This is a genomic window from Halomonas sp. G11, assembly GCF_001663515.1.
Classification (GTDB): Bacteria; Pseudomonadota; Gammaproteobacteria; order Pseudomonadales; family Halomonadaceae; genus Vreelandella.
On record NZ_LYXG01000011.1, the window covers coordinates 13,834 to 30,478 of the forward strand.

General features: G+C 57.2%; 13 protein-coding genes. 8 read left to right on the forward strand and 5 right to left on the reverse strand.

Annotated elements, in window-relative coordinates; translation table 11 throughout:
• A complete protein-coding gene (locus ADS46_RS05810) occupies positions 1–747 on the reverse strand; it encodes a methyltransferase domain-containing protein (protein ID WP_066317504.1) in 747 nt (248 codons plus the stop codon).
• A gap of 99 nt (positions 748–846) precedes the next feature.
• On the opposite strand from ADS46_RS05810, the gene gloB reads away from it, so the two are divergent.
• From gloB to ADS46_RS05840, 6 genes are read left to right on the forward strand one after another with little or no spacing between them, the layout of a single operon-like run.
• Positions 847–1,614 carry a hydroxyacylglutathione hydrolase gene (gene gloB / locus ADS46_RS05815; RefSeq protein ID WP_066317506.1) on the forward strand — a complete coding sequence of 256 codons (768 nt, stop codon included), beginning with the start codon at positions 847–849 and terminating at the stop codon, positions 1,612–1,614.
• 26 nt (positions 1,615–1,640) lie between these two features.
• Positions 1,641–2,855: a transglycosylase SLT domain-containing protein gene (locus ADS46_RS05820; RefSeq protein WP_066317508.1), complete on the forward strand. Its 1,215-nt coding sequence runs from the start codon at positions 1,641–1,643 to the stop codon at positions 2,853–2,855.
• A 33-nt stretch (positions 2,856–2,888) separates the two neighbouring features.
• A complete protein-coding gene (locus ADS46_RS05825; RefSeq protein WP_066317510.1) occupies positions 2,889–4,790 on the forward strand; it encodes an extracellular solute-binding protein in 1,902 nt (633 codons plus the stop codon).
• A 35-nt stretch (positions 4,791–4,825) separates the two neighbouring features.
• Complete coding sequence (locus ADS46_RS05830; RefSeq protein ID WP_066317513.1) at positions 4,826–5,899, forward strand: microcin C ABC transporter permease YejB; 1,074 nt, start codon at positions 4,826–4,828, stop codon at positions 5,897–5,899.
• Positions 5,900–5,901: 2 nt separating this feature from the next.
• Entirely contained in the window at positions 5,902–6,975 is a 1,074-nt protein-coding gene (locus ADS46_RS05835) for an ABC transporter permease (protein WP_066317515.1), read from the forward strand.
• Entirely contained in the window at positions 6,968–8,560 is a 1,593-nt protein-coding gene (locus ADS46_RS05840) for an ABC transporter ATP-binding protein (protein ID WP_066317517.1), read from the forward strand. The genes ADS46_RS05835 and ADS46_RS05840 overlap by 8 nt, the downstream gene beginning before the upstream one ends.
• A gap of 139 nt (positions 8,561–8,699) precedes the next feature.
• Here ADS46_RS05840 and ADS46_RS05845 read toward each other — a convergent pair whose 3' ends face one another.
• Positions 8,700–9,404 (reverse strand): pseudouridine synthase, encoded by a 705-nt coding sequence (locus tag ADS46_RS05845; RefSeq protein WP_066317519.1) that lies wholly within the window; start codon positions 9,402–9,404, stop codon positions 8,700–8,702.
• Positions 9,404–10,219: an amidohydrolase gene (locus ADS46_RS05850; RefSeq protein ID WP_066317521.1), complete on the reverse strand. Its 816-nt coding sequence runs from the start codon at positions 10,217–10,219 to the stop codon at positions 9,404–9,406. The genes ADS46_RS05845 and ADS46_RS05850 overlap by 1 nt, the downstream gene beginning before the upstream one ends.
• A 72-nt stretch (positions 10,220–10,291) precedes the next feature.
• Between ADS46_RS05850 and rarD the strand changes: the two genes are divergently transcribed.
• Positions 10,292–11,200: an EamA family transporter RarD gene (rarD, locus tag ADS46_RS05855; protein WP_066317523.1), complete on the forward strand. Its 909-nt coding sequence runs from the start codon at positions 10,292–10,294 to the stop codon at positions 11,198–11,200.
• Here the strand turns inward: rarD and ADS46_RS05860 are convergent.
• Positions 11,171–12,820, reverse strand: coding sequence for a methyl-accepting chemotaxis protein (locus ADS46_RS05860; RefSeq protein ID WP_066317525.1), 1,650 nt, complete (start codon positions 12,818–12,820; stop codon positions 11,171–11,173). The genes rarD and ADS46_RS05860 overlap by 30 nt on opposite strands.
• A gap of 245 nt (positions 12,821–13,065) precedes the next feature.
• On the opposite strand from ADS46_RS05860, the gene ADS46_RS05865 reads away from it, so the two are divergent.
• The gene (locus tag ADS46_RS05865) at positions 13,066–14,769 is read left to right on the forward strand and encodes a SulP family inorganic anion transporter (RefSeq protein WP_066317529.1); all 1,704 of its coding nucleotides are present in this window, start codon (positions 13,066–13,068) and stop codon (positions 14,767–14,769) included.
• A gap of 22 nt (positions 14,770–14,791) precedes the next feature.
• Here ADS46_RS05865 and ADS46_RS05870 read toward each other — a convergent pair whose 3' ends face one another.
• Positions 14,792–16,636 carry a protein kinase domain-containing protein gene (locus tag ADS46_RS05870; protein ID WP_066317532.1) on the reverse strand — a complete coding sequence of 615 codons (1,845 nt, stop codon included), beginning with the start codon at positions 16,634–16,636 and terminating at the stop codon, positions 14,792–14,794.
• Positions 16,637–16,645 lie beyond the last annotated feature (9 nt).

Below are 16,645 nucleotides of genomic sequence, written 5' to 3' on the forward strand. Positions count from 1 at the left end.
TTAGCGGCTATTGGTACGCGTCGCCCCCAGGGAACTCGCGGCAACCGGCGCCTTCAGACCGAATTTAATGCGTTGCTTGGGTGCATGGCGTTGGCGGCGCTTGGCCAGCACCATGTAGCTTTCCCCCAGAGGACAATTATAACGCCGACCCAGTGACTCCCAGTGCTCGACACAGCGCCCTCCCGGCCAGCTTCTAAAGCAGCAGTAGTCTACTCGTTCCACCTCAAAGTCGACAAATGCCAGCCAGTCACCCATCCGGCTGGCCGTTCGCCATTGCCCGTTCCAGGGGTATTGCCCATGGCGTTTGCGCCACTGCTTGACCACACCGCTCACCCCCAGAGGATTAAACCCGAACAGCACCAGCAGACCACTGTCCGAGGTAACGCGTGCGGCTTCTTGCAGCGCATGATGGGCATCCTGCAGATGCTCAAGCCAATGGTGGAGCACGACGACATCCAGACAGCTGTCCGGCAATGCCAGCCTGTCGGGTGGGCAAACTAACGTCTGGTCGCTGGGGGCGCTGGCGCGGGTGGGTGCCCACTGCAGACGATGGGCAATGCCGGACATCGACATCATTGCTGGCCCCATTCCCATTTCAAGGCTATGACCACCGCAACGGGAATCAACAAGAGGGCCAAGGCAGGCGCGCTGGGAGTCCCACAATGATTTGCCTGCCTCTGTTTCCCAGTAGGCGCGGCTGGTCAATAGTGTGTGGGCGAGTGTCTCTGCCGCCGTTGAATTTGACATGTACCGCTCAACCCTCCACAGTAACTGCTTTTTGACGTCTTGCATCATAAAAAGCGCTGTTAATCATTAGCGCTAATCCATCTTTAAAGGATCTCGCCTATGCTGAGCGTGACACCGATTCCCGCCTTAAGCGACAACTATATTTGGCTGCTCCGACAGGACACCAGTCAAGAGGTATGCGTGGTGGATCCTGGTGAAGCGTTGCCGGTTATCGAGTTTCTTGAACGCGAGTCGCTGTCACTGGGTACTATTCTGATCACTCATCATCACCCTGACCATACCGATGGGCTTGGGGAGTTGATCAGACGCTACGCTCCCCGGGTCATAGGACCGGTCAACCCCTCCATCGAAGGGATCGACGAGCGCGTCAGTGATGGCGATGAAATTCGCGTCATGGGCCGTCTGTTCGAGGTCATCGAGACGCCTGGGCATACGTTAGACCATATCAGTTATTTTACACCAGGGATTCCCCCATTACTGTTTTGCGGCGATACCCTGTTTTGCGCCGGTTGCGGTCGTCTTTTCGAAGGGACCCCTGAGCAGATGCACAAGGCATTAAAACGCTTTGCTGCCCTGCCGGAAGAAACCTTTGTGTTTGCTGCTCACGAATACACGCTGGCCAACCTCCGTTTTGCCAGCGAAGCAGACCCGGAAAATGAAGACGTCAAACACGCCTTAACGGAGTGTGAAAAAGCACGGGCACTAGACCGCCCTACCTTACCCAGCACGATAGGACGCGAGCTGAAAATCAACCCCTACTTGCGTGTCGATACGGAAAGTGTTCGTAACGCCGCAAGCAAGCAGGGCGCAATTGATAATGATCTCGCAACGTTCGCCACTCTGCGTGAGTGGAAGAATCGTTTCTAAACGCTATCGCAACGACGTAAACCACTATGACCTATCGCACGATTCGCCAACGTCTTTTGCTGGGCGCCGGCAGTACCGTGATCATGAGCCTGCTGCTGGCGGCTGCCGCCAACTCTCAGGCCTCAGCCAGCCAATACGGCCCTTCTCCACAGTCGGCCTCGAACACGCATGATGCCTCTGCGCCCGCTCATCCCGGGGGTACCCATGTACATTTCTGGGAAGAACTGATGCTGGAGCCGCAGGATGCCTGGAGCAAACTGCGCGAGAGCTTCCAGTGGCGCGAGCAGTCACTGTCAGCCGAGGCACAGGCACGTGTCGATGAGTGGATAGATCACTACCGTTCAAGCCCTGAAAATATTGCTGAAATTACCGAACGCGCCAGTCCTTGGCTTGCCTGGATCACTCAGCAGATAAGCGAGCGCAACCTGCCGGGAGAACTGGCCCTGATTCCGTTCGTGGAAAGCTCTTTTGACCCGAGTGCGCGAAGTCATCGGGGAGCAGCCGGTCTGTGGCAATTCATGCCTGGCACCGGTGACGCTCTAGGGCTTGTACGCAACGGACATTACGACGGCAGGCTCGACGTTGTCACCTCGACCAACGCCGCGCTGGACTACCTCGAAATGCAGGCCGACCAGTGGTACGAGGGAGATCTGCAGCTTTCGCTTGCCGCCTACAATGCGGGCGCCGGGACCGTCAACAAAGCCAAACAACGCGCCGAAAACCAAGGCTTGCAAGGCAGCTATTGGGATCTGAACCTGCCCCAGGAAACCATGCAATACCTGCCGAAGTTGCTTGCTATCGCGACGATTATCGATACCCCGGAACGCTACAATGTCAGCTTGCCGGACATTCATACAGAGCCGGCTTTCGCCAAGGTGAAGCTTGAGCATTCGGTTACCCTGTCTGAAGCGTCAGCGTTGCTTCAGGTAGACAAATCGGCGTTGACTGAGCTCAACCCCGGTCTCCTTAATGGTGCGCTCAACCCGTCAAGTGCTCAAACGCTACTGGTACCCGAAGACGTCGATCATGACGTTCTCGCAGAGCTATCAAACGGTACAGATGAACGCCAGAGCGTAGCCAGCGCCAATACACCCGATACTTACCGCGTTGAAAGTGGCGATAGCCTGTCTGTGATCGCGAGTCGCTATAATCTGAGCGCTCAAGAGCTGATGCGGTTAAATGAGATTGAACGCCCAGAAGCTTTACAAGCAGGTCAACTCCTGACACTTTCAGGACGTTGAGACTCATCGCCTTGTTGATAGGGAAATTGCCCCATGCGCTGTGGCGTTATTCTGCGTCCTGTTTTATGCCTTGCCCGTAACGCGCTGCTTGCGGCATCACTCCTGGCCAGCACTCATGCCAGCAGTGATGCCCGCGTGACAGAGTCCACCGCCACGGATGGCTCGGCACCTGTCGAAACCCAGCATGCGATGTCGCTGTATGACTCGCCTGCCCTCCCTGAGGATTTTCCGCACTTTTCCCACGTGAATCCCGACGCGCCCAAAGGCGGAAGTATCAAGCATACGGCCGTGGGTAGCAGCTTTGACTCGACCAACCCTTTCATTATTCGAGGCACGCCAGCAGCGGGACTACTCCAGATCTACGATACCTTGATGGCAAGCAATCCTAACGAGCCTTTCAGTCTTTATGGCTTGCTGGCAGAGGGTGTGCGTCTCGACCCCGATCGCGAATGGATCGAATTCGACCTCCGTCCTGAAGCTCGCTTCCAGGACGGTGAGCCGGTCACGGCCGACGATGTCGTCTTTTCGCTGAACCTGCTGCGTGACGAAGGCAACCCTTTCTATAGCAGCTACTATGCAGGGGTTGAGCAAGCCGTTGCCCTGGATGACCACCTGGTTCGTTTCACGCTTAGCGACAGCGAGTCGCGAGAGTTACCGCTTATCGTCGCCCAATTCCCGGTGCTGCCGAAGCATTACTGGGAACAGCATGATTTCACCGCACCGACATTGGCGGCGCATCCCGGGTCTGGCCCGTATAAAATTGGCGAAGTGGATCCTGGCCGACGAATCGTCTATCAGCGCGACGACACGTATTGGGCAAAGGACCTGCCGGTCAACGTGGGCCGATACAACATTGACCGGGTGATCTATGATTATTACCGGGATCGGGATATTGCCTGGGAAGCCTTCAAGGCCGGATTGACGGACTTTCGCACGGACGCACGCGCCGCCACCTGGGCGATTGGCTACGACTTTCCCGCTTATGAGGAAGGGCTTGTCAAGCGCATCACGGTACCTGACGTAAACCCCTCCATGATGCAGGCGTTCGTCTTCAACCTGCGCAAGGAAAAGTTCCAGGATCCGCGCGTGCGTGAAGCGCTGAGCCTGACCTTTGATTTTCCCTGGCTGAACACCAATATTTTTTACGATACCTACCAGCGGACGAGAAGCTTCTTTGAAAACTCCGAAATGGAAGCCCAGGGCCTGCCAAGCGATGAAGAGCTTGCATTACTCGAACCCCATCGCGAGGCGTTGATGCAGTCCCACCAGTCAGAGCGGCTGTTCACGGAGCCACTGCCTATCGACCATCCTCTCGACCTCCGCGAACGGCTGCGCCTGGCGCTGAACCTGCTCCGCGAGGCGGGTTATCGCGTGGAAGACGGCGTCCTGATCCATCAGGATACCCAGCAACCGCTGAGACTTGAAGTATTGCTGTACGATTCAGGGCTGGAGCGCGTGGTACAGCCAATGTTGCGCAACATGGCCCGCCTGGGTGTACAAACCTCGATGCGTATCGTGGATATCAATCAGTACCTCAATCGCCAGCGCAATTTTGATTTTGATATGGTAATCAGCCATTTTCCGCAGTCGAACAACCCTGGCAATGAACAGCGAGACTTCTGGACCAGCCAAGCAGCTGATTCACCCCAGAGTCGCAATCGCATGGGCCTCGCGCATCCGGCGATAGATGATCTGGTGGAAAAGCTGATCAGAGCAGAAGACCGGGAGGAGCTCAACACCATTACCCGGGCACTGGATCGTGTCCTGCGTTGGGGGTTTTATGTCATTCCCCACTACCATTCAGGTGAGACGCGGATCGCCATATGGGATAAATTCGGGTATCCCGACCCCTTCCCCGAATACGCCATGGATTTAGACGCCTGGTGGGTGGTCCCCGAACGTGAAGCCGCTTTACAGCGCCGGTCACGACGCTGACCTCGGCTTATTCTTGATGAACCATGGAGAGTTCTGTGGCACGTTACACCCTACGCCGACTGTTGCTGATGATTCCGACGCTTTTCGGGATCATGCTGCTCAATTTCATTATCGTGCAGGCCGCGCCTGGTGGCCCGATCGATCAAATGCTGGCACGCTTTGAAGGCGCCGATGCAATGGCCAGTACGCGCCTGGATATGGGCGGCGCTGATGTTCAGGTCAACGACGAGTCCCGCGGTGCCAGGGGCATCGACCCCCGCTTTATAGAGCAACTGGAACAGCAGTTTGGCTTTGATAAACCGGCCCATGAACGTTTCATCGGCATGATGGCGGATTATCTCACCTTCGATTTCGGCACCAGCTTTTTTCGCGACCGGCCGGTAATCGATCTGATGATAGAGCGCTTGCCGGTATCCATCTCCTTGGGACTTTGGACGACCTTGCTGGTCTACCTCATCTCGATTCCGCTGGGTATACGCAAGGCCCTGCGCCATGGCTCACGCTTTGACGTCTGGACATCCGGGCTGGTCATCGTCGGCTACGCCATCCCGGGGTTTTTATTCGCCATCTTGTTGATTGTGCTGTTTGCCGGTGGTACCTACCTGGACTGGTTTCCCCTCAGGGGGCTCACTTCCCCTTACTTCGACCAGCTTTCCACCTGGGGTAAGGTCAAGGATTATTTCTGGCATATCACACTTCCCGTAATAGCCGCGGCGATTGGCAGTTTTGCCACGCTCACCATGCTGACCAAGAACAGCTTTCTGGATGAGATCCACAAGCAATATGTGCTGACAGCGCGCGCCAAGGGTGCCGATGAACAGCGCATCCTCTATGGCCACGTGTTTCGTAATGCCATGCTGATCATTATTGCCGGTCTGCCCTCAGCCCTGATTGGTATCTTCTTTACCGGCTCGTTACTGATCGAGGTGATCTTCTCCCTTGATGGGCTGGGCCTGCTGGGGTTTGAAGCGGTCATGCAGCGCGACTATCCGGTCATTTTCGGCACGCTGTTTCTCTACACGGTCATCGGGTTACTGCTCAAACTGGTGTCGGATCTCACCTATGTGTGGGTTGACCCGCGCATCGACTTTGCCACCCGGGAGTCGTGATCATGACTGCTTCGACGTTTCGATTTTCGCCCATTACCCGGCGCCGCTTTGCCGCTTTCAGGTCGAATCGCCGCGCCTGGGTGTCGCTATGGGTGTTTGGTGTCGTGTTTGTGCTGAGCCTGTTTGCCGAACTGATCGCGAATGATAAACCGATCATCATGCAATACGACGGTCAGTGGTATGTGCCACTGCTGGTCGACTACCCCGAAACGGAATTTGACGGCTTCTTGCCCACAAGAACCGATTACCTGGACCCCTTTGTTCAGGAGCAGATCGAGAACAACGGCTGGGCGTTATGGCCCCTGATTCCGTTTTCTTACCAGACCCTGGATATGCAGATGACCCGCCCGTCCCCGGCCCCGCCCGATGGGCGCCACTGGTTGGGCACTGATGACCAGGGGCGGGATGTGCTAGCGCGGGTGATATACGGTTTTCGTCTTTCGGTGGCATTTGCCCTGGTCTTAACGGCAGGGTCGCTGGTGCTAGGCGTACTCGCAGGAGGTATTCAGGGCTATTTTGGCGGCAAGACGGACCTTGTGGGTCAGCGCATTACCGAAATATGGTCAGGACTCCCCGTGCTGTTTCTGTTGATCATTCTCGCCAGTTTCGTGCAACCCGGCTTCTGGTGGCTGCTGGGTATCATGCTGCTGTTTTCCTGGCTTGGACTGGTGGACATTGTGCGCGCCGAATTCCTGCGCGCACGCAACCTGGAGTACGTTCGCGCGGCCAAGGCCATGGGGCTGCCGTCGCGGTTGATCATGTGGCGCCACGTGCTTCCCAATGCCATGGTGGCCACCCTGACCTTCATCCCTTTCCTTTTCACCGGGGCCATTGGCACCTTGACCGCGTTGGATTTTCTGGGGTTTGGACTGCCACCGGGCGCACCTTCACTGGGCGAGCTTGCAGCCCAGGGCAAAAACAACCTGCACGCGCCCTGGCTGGGCATCACCGCCTTCATGACCCTGGCCATTATGCTTTCGCTGCTGGTGTTTATCGGCGAAGGCCTGCGTGACGCCTTTGACCCCCGCCATGTTCAGCAGCCCCCAACGCCCGCTAAGGAAACGCCCCATGCCTGAGCCGCTACTTTGCGTCGACAACCTGACCATCGCCTTTGATGGCAGTAACGTCGTCGAGTCACTGAGTCTGGAGCTACACGCAGGCGAGACGCTGGTCATTGTCGGCGAATCCGGTTCGGGTAAATCGGTATCGGCCCTGGGGTTGATGAACCTGTTGCCAGGCAATGCCAAGGTAAGTGGCGAACGGCGACTTAACGGTACGCGGCTCAACACACTTGGCAACGCCGAGTGGAACGGGCTGCGCGGCAATACGGTGGGCGTTGTCTTCCAGGAGCCCATGACATCACTCAACCCGCTACACCGGGTCGGCAAGCAGATTGGCGAATCCCTGCGCCTGCATCAGGGGCTGCGTGGCAAAGCCGCCCGAGCAAGGGCCAAAAATCTGCTCGAACAAGTGAAGCTGCCGCGCGCCGAGGAACTGCTCGATGCATGGCCCCACCAGCTATCCGGGGGGCAGCGTCAACGGGTAATGATCGCCATGGCCATTGCCAATAACCCATCGCTGTTGATCGCCGACGAGCCCACCACCGCGCTGGATGTCACCGTTCAACAGGAAATCCTGGCGCTGCTGAAAGAACTGCGCGACCAGCACGGCATGGGACTGCTGTTGATCAGCCACGACCTTAACCTGGTACGCCGTCATGCGGACCGTGTGTGCGTCATGTTCCAGGGTAAAATCCAGGAGTCTGGCCCCGTCGAGCAGGTGTTCGAGCAACCGCAAAGTGATTATACCCAGCGTCTGCTGGCCGCCGAGCCGGAAGGCCGACCATCGCCTGTTGCCGAACGTCCACCGTTACTGACCGTCAGACAGTTGAGCGTCAGTTTCAAACGCCCCAAACCTGGATTATTCAAGCGTCAGCCGCCTGCCTTTGAAGCGGTCAAGGCCACCGACCTGACCGTCGCGCCGGGTGAAACCCTGGGTATTGTGGGTGAGTCAGGTTCGGGCAAAACCACCCTCGCCTCGGCCATCATGCGGATGGTGACCAGCCAAGGCGATATCACCCTGGGTGATGCCCCCTTGAGCAAGCTGACGGGTAACGACTTGCGCCGTCAGCGGCACCGGTTACAGATGGTATTTCAGGATCCCTATGGGGCCTTATCGCCGCGTATGCCGGTATTCGATATCGTCAGTGAAGGGTTGCGCTTTCACTACCCTCACCTGTCTGCCACGGAAGTCACTGAGCGCGTCCATCAAACGTTGAGAGAAGTCGGCCTGCCGGAAAGCTGTGCGGCGCGCTATCCGCATGAATTTTCCGGCGGTCAGCGCCAGCGGATCGCCGTCGCCCGGGCCATTATCCTGGAGCCTGAGCTGCTGGTGTTGGACGAGCCGACGTCAGCACTGGATCGCACCGTTCAAAAGCAGCTGGTGACACTGCTACGGGACCTTCAGGCACGGCGCCAGCTAAGCTACCTGTTTATCAGCCATGATCTAGCCGTGGTACGCGCCATGGCCCACCGTATTATGGTCCTGAAAGATGGTGAGGTCGTCGAGCAAGGCCCCTGCCTGGACGTACTCGCCTCTCCTCAGCATTCTTATACGCAGTCGCTTATAGCGGCGGCTTATCTAAAAGATTTCGCGGGTTGACCTCCCTGCTTGCTTAATACTTCTCCCAAGCCTAAGCCAGAATTTGGCTATAAAAATAAGATAACGGTATAAACTCACTATTAATCTAAGACACGCCTGAGCCCAACTGTTGTCGGCAAGCTCAGGGCGTCATGGGCGATTAAAAGCTGGCGATTTCTTCCGGGGTCAGCTCACGCCATTCGCCAGGGGCCAGAGCATCCGTCAGCTCAATATCGCCAATTGAACGTCGATGCAGCGCTTCAACGTGATTGCCTAACGCTACAAACATGCGCTTGACCTGATGATAACGCCCTTCCGTAATGGTCAGCTCCGCTTGATGCGGCGCTAAAAACCGCAGCGTGGCTGGCTGAGTCGGCGTTTCTTCGCCGTCGAGCATAATGCCCTCCGCCACCTGGTTGATGGCCCACTCGGCCACATCGCCTTCCATGGGTTCGGCAAGCTCGGCGACATACACCTTGGCGCAGCGATGGCGCGGTGACGTCACACGGTGCGACCATTGGCCATCGTCGGTAAGCAGCAATAGGCCCGTGGTATCAACATCAAGACGCCCGACCGGTTGTAAACGCTCTGCCTTGGGGAGGTCAATCAGGTCGATAACCCTCGGGTAAAGCCCTCGCCTGGCGGTACACTCCACGTCGACAGGCTTGTTCAGCATGATATAGCGCAGTCCGACCAGCGCCAGTCGCGTGCCGTTAAGCACCACCACGTCTTCTTGCGTATCGATGTGCGTTGCTGCCTGCTTGATCGGCTCGCCGTTCAAGGTCACCTCACCGTTTTTTAGCGCGCGCTTTGCCAGGCTACGCGTTAACGGGGTCGTTTCACTTAAAAAGCGATCAAGACGCATTATTGGCCGACTCCTGGGAGCAATGAAAAGCGATCGGCATCTTGCCAGGCAGGAAATTTTTCTCGAAAAGCATCTAGATCCGTTTTATTGAGGCATCCCGTTTCCACAAACGGCGTATGCGCTGAATGGTCGATAAGTGGCTCGCCTTTGAAATCCACCAGCATTGAATCGCCACTGTACGCCAGGCCTTTGGCGTCTTCGCCCACGCGATTGACGCCAATCACATAGGTCAGGTTTTCAATCGCCCGGGCCTGAAGCAAGGTGCGCCAGGGTTGACGGCGAGGTGCGGGCCAGTTGGCGACGCACAGCAGCGCATCATACTCGAAATGTTCGTCTTGTGTCGGCTGCTGGCGAAGCCAAACCGGAAATCTCAAGTCGTAGCAGACCGTCAGCAGTAGTTTGAAGCCTTTCAGTTCGACGATTACACGCCGCTCTCCCATGCCGTAACGCTCATGTTCACCGGCCATGCGGAACAGGTGTCGCTTGTCGTAATAGGTCAGTTGACCATCCGGCATGGCCCAGATTAGCCGGTTGTAGTACTCGCCCTCATGCTGGATAGCCACACTGCCGGTCATGACGCACTGGCGTGACCGTGCCTGATCCTTCATCCAGGCAACGCTCTGGCTTTCATCCATGGGTTGAGCCATCTCACGGGAGTTCATCGTAAACCCGGTGGCAAACATTTCGGGCAATACGATCAGATCCGTTTCCCGGTGATCAAGGTCACCTAACAGTTGCTCAAGGTGGGCATGGTTGGCTTCCGGGTTTTCCCAGCGCAGATCGCACTGCACCAGGCTGGTTCTGAGTTGGCTCATCGAATCACTCCTTTACGCCGCTCACGTTGTCGCGTTTGTGTTAGATTAGCATTTTTAAATAATGAGGCTGCTATGCTTCCCACTCCACCACGCGATCCCGAAGCCGTCAAAGGGGTCACCTTTGGCTTGACGGCCTATACCATGTGGGGATGCTTCCCGCTTTTTTTTGCGCTGTTTGATGGCGTTCCGGCCATCGAAATACTGGTTCATCGCATCCTGTGGTCGTGCCTCTTCCTGGTGGGCCTTATTACCCTGCTGCGTCGCTGGCCGCCCGTCGTTGCCGCCCTGGTGGAGCCCAGGCGCCTCGGCCGCGTTCTCGCCTGCGCCCTGCTGATTGGGTTTAATTGGGGAATGTATATTTATGCGGTGGAAACCCACCAGGTGTTACAAGCCAGTTTAGGTTATTTTTTAACGCCTCTCGTCAATGTAGCGCTGGGTATGCTGGTACTGCGGGAAGTGATGGCGCGGTTGCAACTGGTGGCGCTGGGCTTGGCCAGCCTGGCGATCGCCATTCAGTTTTTCATGCTGGGGGAGTTGCCGTGGATCAGTCTACTGCTGGCACTGAGCTTTGGAAGTTATGGCCTGTTTCGCAAACAGGTCCCACTCGATGGCCTTTCGGGGCTTTTTGTCGAGACGCTGTTGCTGTTCCCCATTGCGCTGATCGCATTGACGGCCTTTAGCTGGCAAGGAACATCGCACTTTTTAGGCGACACCCAGACAACGGCCCTGTTGATCGCCAGCGGCGTCATCACAGCCCTCCCGCTCATGGCCTTTGCCGGCGCTGCGAGGCGTTTGCGCCTCGCGACACTGGGGTTTCTGATGTACATCAACCCCAGTATCCAGTTTTTAATCGCCCTGGCAGTTTTTGAAGAACCCCTCAGCTCAATCCAGTTGGTAACCTTCATCATGATCTGGACAGGGCTGGCCCTTTACTCCTGGTCTGCCTGGCAATCACGTCCCGGCCAGCTGTCGGCCAGGTAGCGCGGGCACATCGTCGTGATTGTCCAGAGCCTGAGAAGCAGGTTCGCGCTCTGGCTGATAGCCGATACGGAAGCCGCCCCAGTGTCGTCCATTGATATAGATGGGTACTGACAGATCATGCATGATCTCGCCCGTATCGCGCTTATAGGTTTGCAGTAGCAGTGGCTTTTCGTGTGCACCGCACCGGCGTCCGGTGGGGTCGTCGAAAATACGCTTGCTGCGACAGAATTTTAAGTCGTGATCATAGTCGCCAGTGGGCGCGCGGCTCACCGCCTGATTGTGGGTGGGCACATAGCCTTTCTTATCGCAGGTGATCGCGTAGCTCAGGTCAAGCTGGGTCAACAGCGGCTCCTGGATATCGGGCAGATATTTATCGGTAAAATCATCGAACGACGTACGATACAGCGGTGGCCGAGTATCGGGGATCTGCTGATAGCTGGGCTGGAACAGCGCCGCCTCGCTTAATTCGCCGCGTTTGAGAGCGTTCTCAAACAGTTTACCCAGCCGGTCGGCAGCTTGCCGCGCCGCGTGGAAAACCTGCTGATGACGGCCGTTGAGCCGCTGTTGCGCCAGCTCGCCATCGACACCTTCTGCCGCTTCCATCAAGGCACGGGCCTGATTCGCCAGGTCGTGCATATCGCGGTTGCCTTCATCGACGTCTGCTTCCAGCTCATGCAATGTGTCGGCCACGGTCTGGCTATGTTGACGGGTATTATCGATGGCTTGTGCGACGCTGCTGATCTCGCTTTGCACCTGGTCAAATTCATGGGTAATGGTGCCCAGACTGCTGCCGACGTGCTGCATGTCAGCCGAGCGGTGGCTGATTCGGCTCATCAGACTGCCCATTGATGACACCACGTTTTGCCCGCTTTGATGCATATCCTTGACGAGTTCATCCACGCTTTGGGTGGCCGTCGAGGTCTTGTGCGCCAGGTTGCGAACCTCGCCGGCCACGACAGCAAACCCCCGGCCGTGCTCGCCTGCCCGGGCAGCCTCAATGGAGGCATTGAGGGATAGCAGATGCGTTTGTTCGGCAATGTCTTCAATCATTGACGTGACGTTGCGCACACGCTCGATCTTGTCATTAAGCGAGGTCAGCATCTCCAGCGCCTGCTGGGACTGTTCGGACACATCGCTCATTTCCTGGATGATGTCGGTCAGTGCTGCCTGATTGTGATGACTGGCTTCGCGGGCGCTTTCAGCAAGCGTGGCTACCTGGGCAGCACTGGTACTGACCTGCATGATAGCCGTGTTGATCGCGCCCATGCTGGCTGACGACTCACGCGCCATTCTCTCCTGTTTACTGAGACGCTGATCCATCAAATCTGCGTAGTGTGAAACTTCTGCCGAGGCGATGGCCGTGCTGCTGGCGCGCTTCATCAAGCGAAACGCCATGGCGCGTAGCGACGCATAATCGGCCATTAACCGATTGACAGGTCGCCTGCCCTCCAACGACTGCTGATCCGCCTGGTATAGCGAACCCAAGGCCATCAAAACACTCAGCGCCCCCGCGATGGCCGCCATCCCCACCGCTACATATCCCCCCAGTGTGCTGAAAGACACCAGCCACACCGCCAGTGCCAACAGCACCATGGGAACCGCCCATCGAATGATACGCATAGTCAGTTCTCTTGTTATTAATGTGGTTATGAGGCCCCAAGTCCTTCATTAGGGTTATTGTAAGCTTACTAATTAACGAGGATTAAATAAGTAACACTTTGGGGGCAGGACTCAACGCCGGGAGTGAAATTACCGCAGGGTGCCGTAATTTGACTTATAACTTGTTAATATAATGACCTACATTCGCGTTAAGCTGTGATGCAGCTTATCCATCGATGATTTGAGGCGGATCGCCCCGGGAGCCCATGCTAAAGCGCTACTTGCCCATTCTGTCCTGGCTGCCTTACTACCATAAGCGGTTACTGGGAGCGGATTTACTGGCCGGCGTGATTGTCACCGTCATGGTCATACCGCAGTCGCTTGCCTATGCCCTGCTGGCAGGGCTGCCGGCCGTGGTTGGCCTGTACGCCAGTATTTTACCGCAGTTGGTATATACCCTGTTTGGCACCAGCCGTACCCTGGCCGTGGGGCCTGTGGCGATTATTGCGCTGATGACCGGGGCTGCCCTTTCGTCGGTTGCCACCCCCGGCTCTGATGCCTACCTGGAAGCCGCCTTGGTGCTGTCGATGCTCTCAGGGGTCATGCTGGTCGCCATGGGGCTGCTGAAAATGGGCTTTTTCAGCAATTTCTTGAGCCACCCGGTCATTTCAGGGTTTTTAACGGCCTCGGGGATTCTGATTGCGGTCAGCCAGCTTGGCAGCCTGCTGGGGATCGAAAGCAGCGGGTTTACCCTGGTGGAGCGTTTGATGACCCTCATCCCCAACCTGGATGCCCTCAACCTGCCCACCTGCCTTTTGGGCATAGGCACGCTGGTGTTTTTGGTCTGGCTTCGCCGACATGGGAAATCGACACTCAAGCACCTGGGGCTGCCCAATAGCGTCGCCGACCTGGTCGCCAAGGCGGGGCCGGTTATCGCCGTGGTTGCCACCACGCTTGCCACCTGGTACTGGGGGCTTGCTGATCAGGGCGTCAATGTCGTCGGCGACGTACCGGGTGGGCTTCCCGCTTTCAGCCTGCCGTGGGCTGATGCCTCGTTATGGAAAGCCCTATTCATCCCGGCCTTGCTCATCAGCCTGGTCGGCTTTGTCGAGTCGGTGTCGATGGGGCAGATGCTGGCGGCCAAACGGCGCCAGCGCATTTCCCCCAATCAGGAATTGATTGGCCTGGGCGCAACCAACCTGGCCGCGGCCGTCACCCATGGCATGCCGGTGACAGGCGGTCTGTCGCGTACGGTGATTAATTTTGACGCGGGCGCTCAGACGCCCGCTGCCGGGGCTTTTGCCGCGCTGGGTATTGCCCTGGTGACGATGGCGTTTACGGGCTGGCTTTACCACCTGCCGATCGCCACCCTGGCAGCAACGATTACCGTGTCTATCCTGACCCTGGTGGATATCCCCATGCTGCGCCAGACGTGGCGCTATTCGCGCAGTGATTTCTCGGCCATGGCGCTTACCATCCTCCTGACGCTTGTCGAGGGAATCGAGGCAGGTATTCTGGGGGGCGTGACCCTGTCCATTGCGCTTTATCTATACCGCACCAGTCGCCCGCACAGCGCGCTTGTCGGGCGCGTTCCCGGTACCGAACACTTCCGCAACATTAGCCGTCACGATGTCGAAACCGTCAGCCGTGTGGCGCTACTGCGTATTGATGAAAGCCTGTACTTCGCCAATGCGCGCTATCTGGAAGATACGCTGTATAACCTGGTGGCCAGCCGCCCCGAACTGGAACACGTGGTACTGATCTGCTCAGCCGTTAACCTGATTGATGCCTCGGCACTGGAAAGCCTCGACGCCATCAATGCCCGCCTAAAAGATTCAAGCGTCAAGCTGCACCTTGCGGAGGTAAAAGGCCCCGTGATGGATCAGCTCAAGAAAAGTGACTTTCTTGAGGCTCTCACCGGTCGCGTCTTTCTCAGTACTTACGCTGCATGGCGGGAGTTCTCCCGGTAACACCTGCAAAAATGGTCTGCCTTTATTGGCAATGTTTCCTGATATATTCCCGCGGGTCACGCGGGTAGTATCGTTCGGGCTGGCTTTCAAGGTGCGTGAAGTAGCGGGTATCTTTGTAGGGCATCTTCATGAACCCAGAGACTCCCAGGCCTTCAATTTCGCTGACTGATGCGAGCATTTCCACCAGCAACGCGCGAAATTCGTCTTCCCTGGAAGGATCAAGAAGGCGATAGTAGCTATGAATCTTGAGGTGCCTGGGCAGCGCCTCAAAAATGATCATGCCGGTGTGATGAATCTCGTTAAGCTGTTTGAGTACCTGCATGATCGACGCTGGCAATGCTAATAGCTCTTCGGGATCGGGACCATCCTCGAAGTAACTATGCTGACGCGTGCGGTCTTCAAGCTCCGGGACGGCGCTCATTTCATAGCTGATCGCCATGCCGGGTTCGCAATTAAAAGGCTCCGATGCTGAACCACGCTCCAGGTGCAATGTTTGGCGGGCGTTAAACAGACAGCTCTTGAACACCCCTTGGCGATGGATCGCCCGCGCCAGGTGCACCATGTTATTGACCGCTTCGATAAACGCAGGCTTCAATGCCGGGTCGTGCAGGTTCAACGACGAATCGATATACACACCGTCGCGCTCCCAGCGCACCGCCAGGCCGCCTACAACCGGGTACTTGCCCAGGCGGCTCACCGAGGCCAGAAAGGCTTTTTCGGTTTCCCCCATCCCCTGCATGAACTGTTTGTAATAGCGGTCCAGCTGTACATCGTTAACGTCGTTGAGGGTTTCAGGGGCATTGGCTTCACGCAGAAATGCCTTGCGAGAACTGTACACCACGGTGTCAATTTCCTGTTCAGCCGGACGCCCCCATACCGGTACCAGCGGTGATTGAACGCTGCCCGGCAGGTCGAGCATCACCACGCGGGCCATCCGCGGCATGGCGCGCAGGAAATAGTCGCCCGCCTTGCGACGCAGGTGAGGATCGGGGTCGAGCATAGCGTCCAGCGTTCGGGCAAACTCCATGGGAAGCCCCAGCGAACTGGCAGGAATCGCCCGATGACCAAAGCGGCACGACTGCGCAGATGCCAGGGCATACAAAGTGCCCGCCACGCCCTGCTCGTCAAAGCGTGGCGACGAAAGGCCCCCGTTCAACTGTTCCTCGCCAATGAAGTAGACATCGCCCAGTCGGGCATTGGTCTGTTGCAGGTTATCCGACATCAACTCCATTACATTGTTGCCGACGAATTGCAGTTGGGCATCGAGTTGGGCAAAGACGGATGAGCCCCAGTCGATCAGCGCGATGGACTCGTCAGTCGAATCAAAGACCAGATTGGAAGGCTTGATATCTCCGTGGACGACAGGCCGCGCCTTGGGGCCGGCCTCTCTGCGCAACGCCATCAGAATATCGGCTAACTGTGCGGCGATGCGTATGATAAGGCGGGGCGACAGTCGGCCTTCCCTGAGCGATACCTGCTCGAGATTCAAGCCGGGCGCGCGCTCCATGACCAGAATCGATTGCCCCCGCGCGCGCTGGTAGGTAATCAACCTGGGAATGAGCGGGTGCGACACCTGCTCCAGCATGAACGCCTCTTCTTCAAGGCGTTCCTGGAGGTGAATGGGCAGGGTAATGCGTGAGAACTTGAAAACGTAGTGCGCCGTCGCTCCCTGGATCGGCGCACTACCGGCAAAAACGAAACCGTAGGCACCCTTACCGATCAGTTCGATGTCCCGGTAGCCCAGCTGGGAGAGCTGCTCCTGGCACAGCGCCACCCAGTCCTTGAGCTTGCGGGCATCGTGGTGACTCAGCAGGTATACCGACTGCTCCTCGGGTATATAAAACTGCTGAAGGGGTGCCTGAGCCATGGTCGCCTG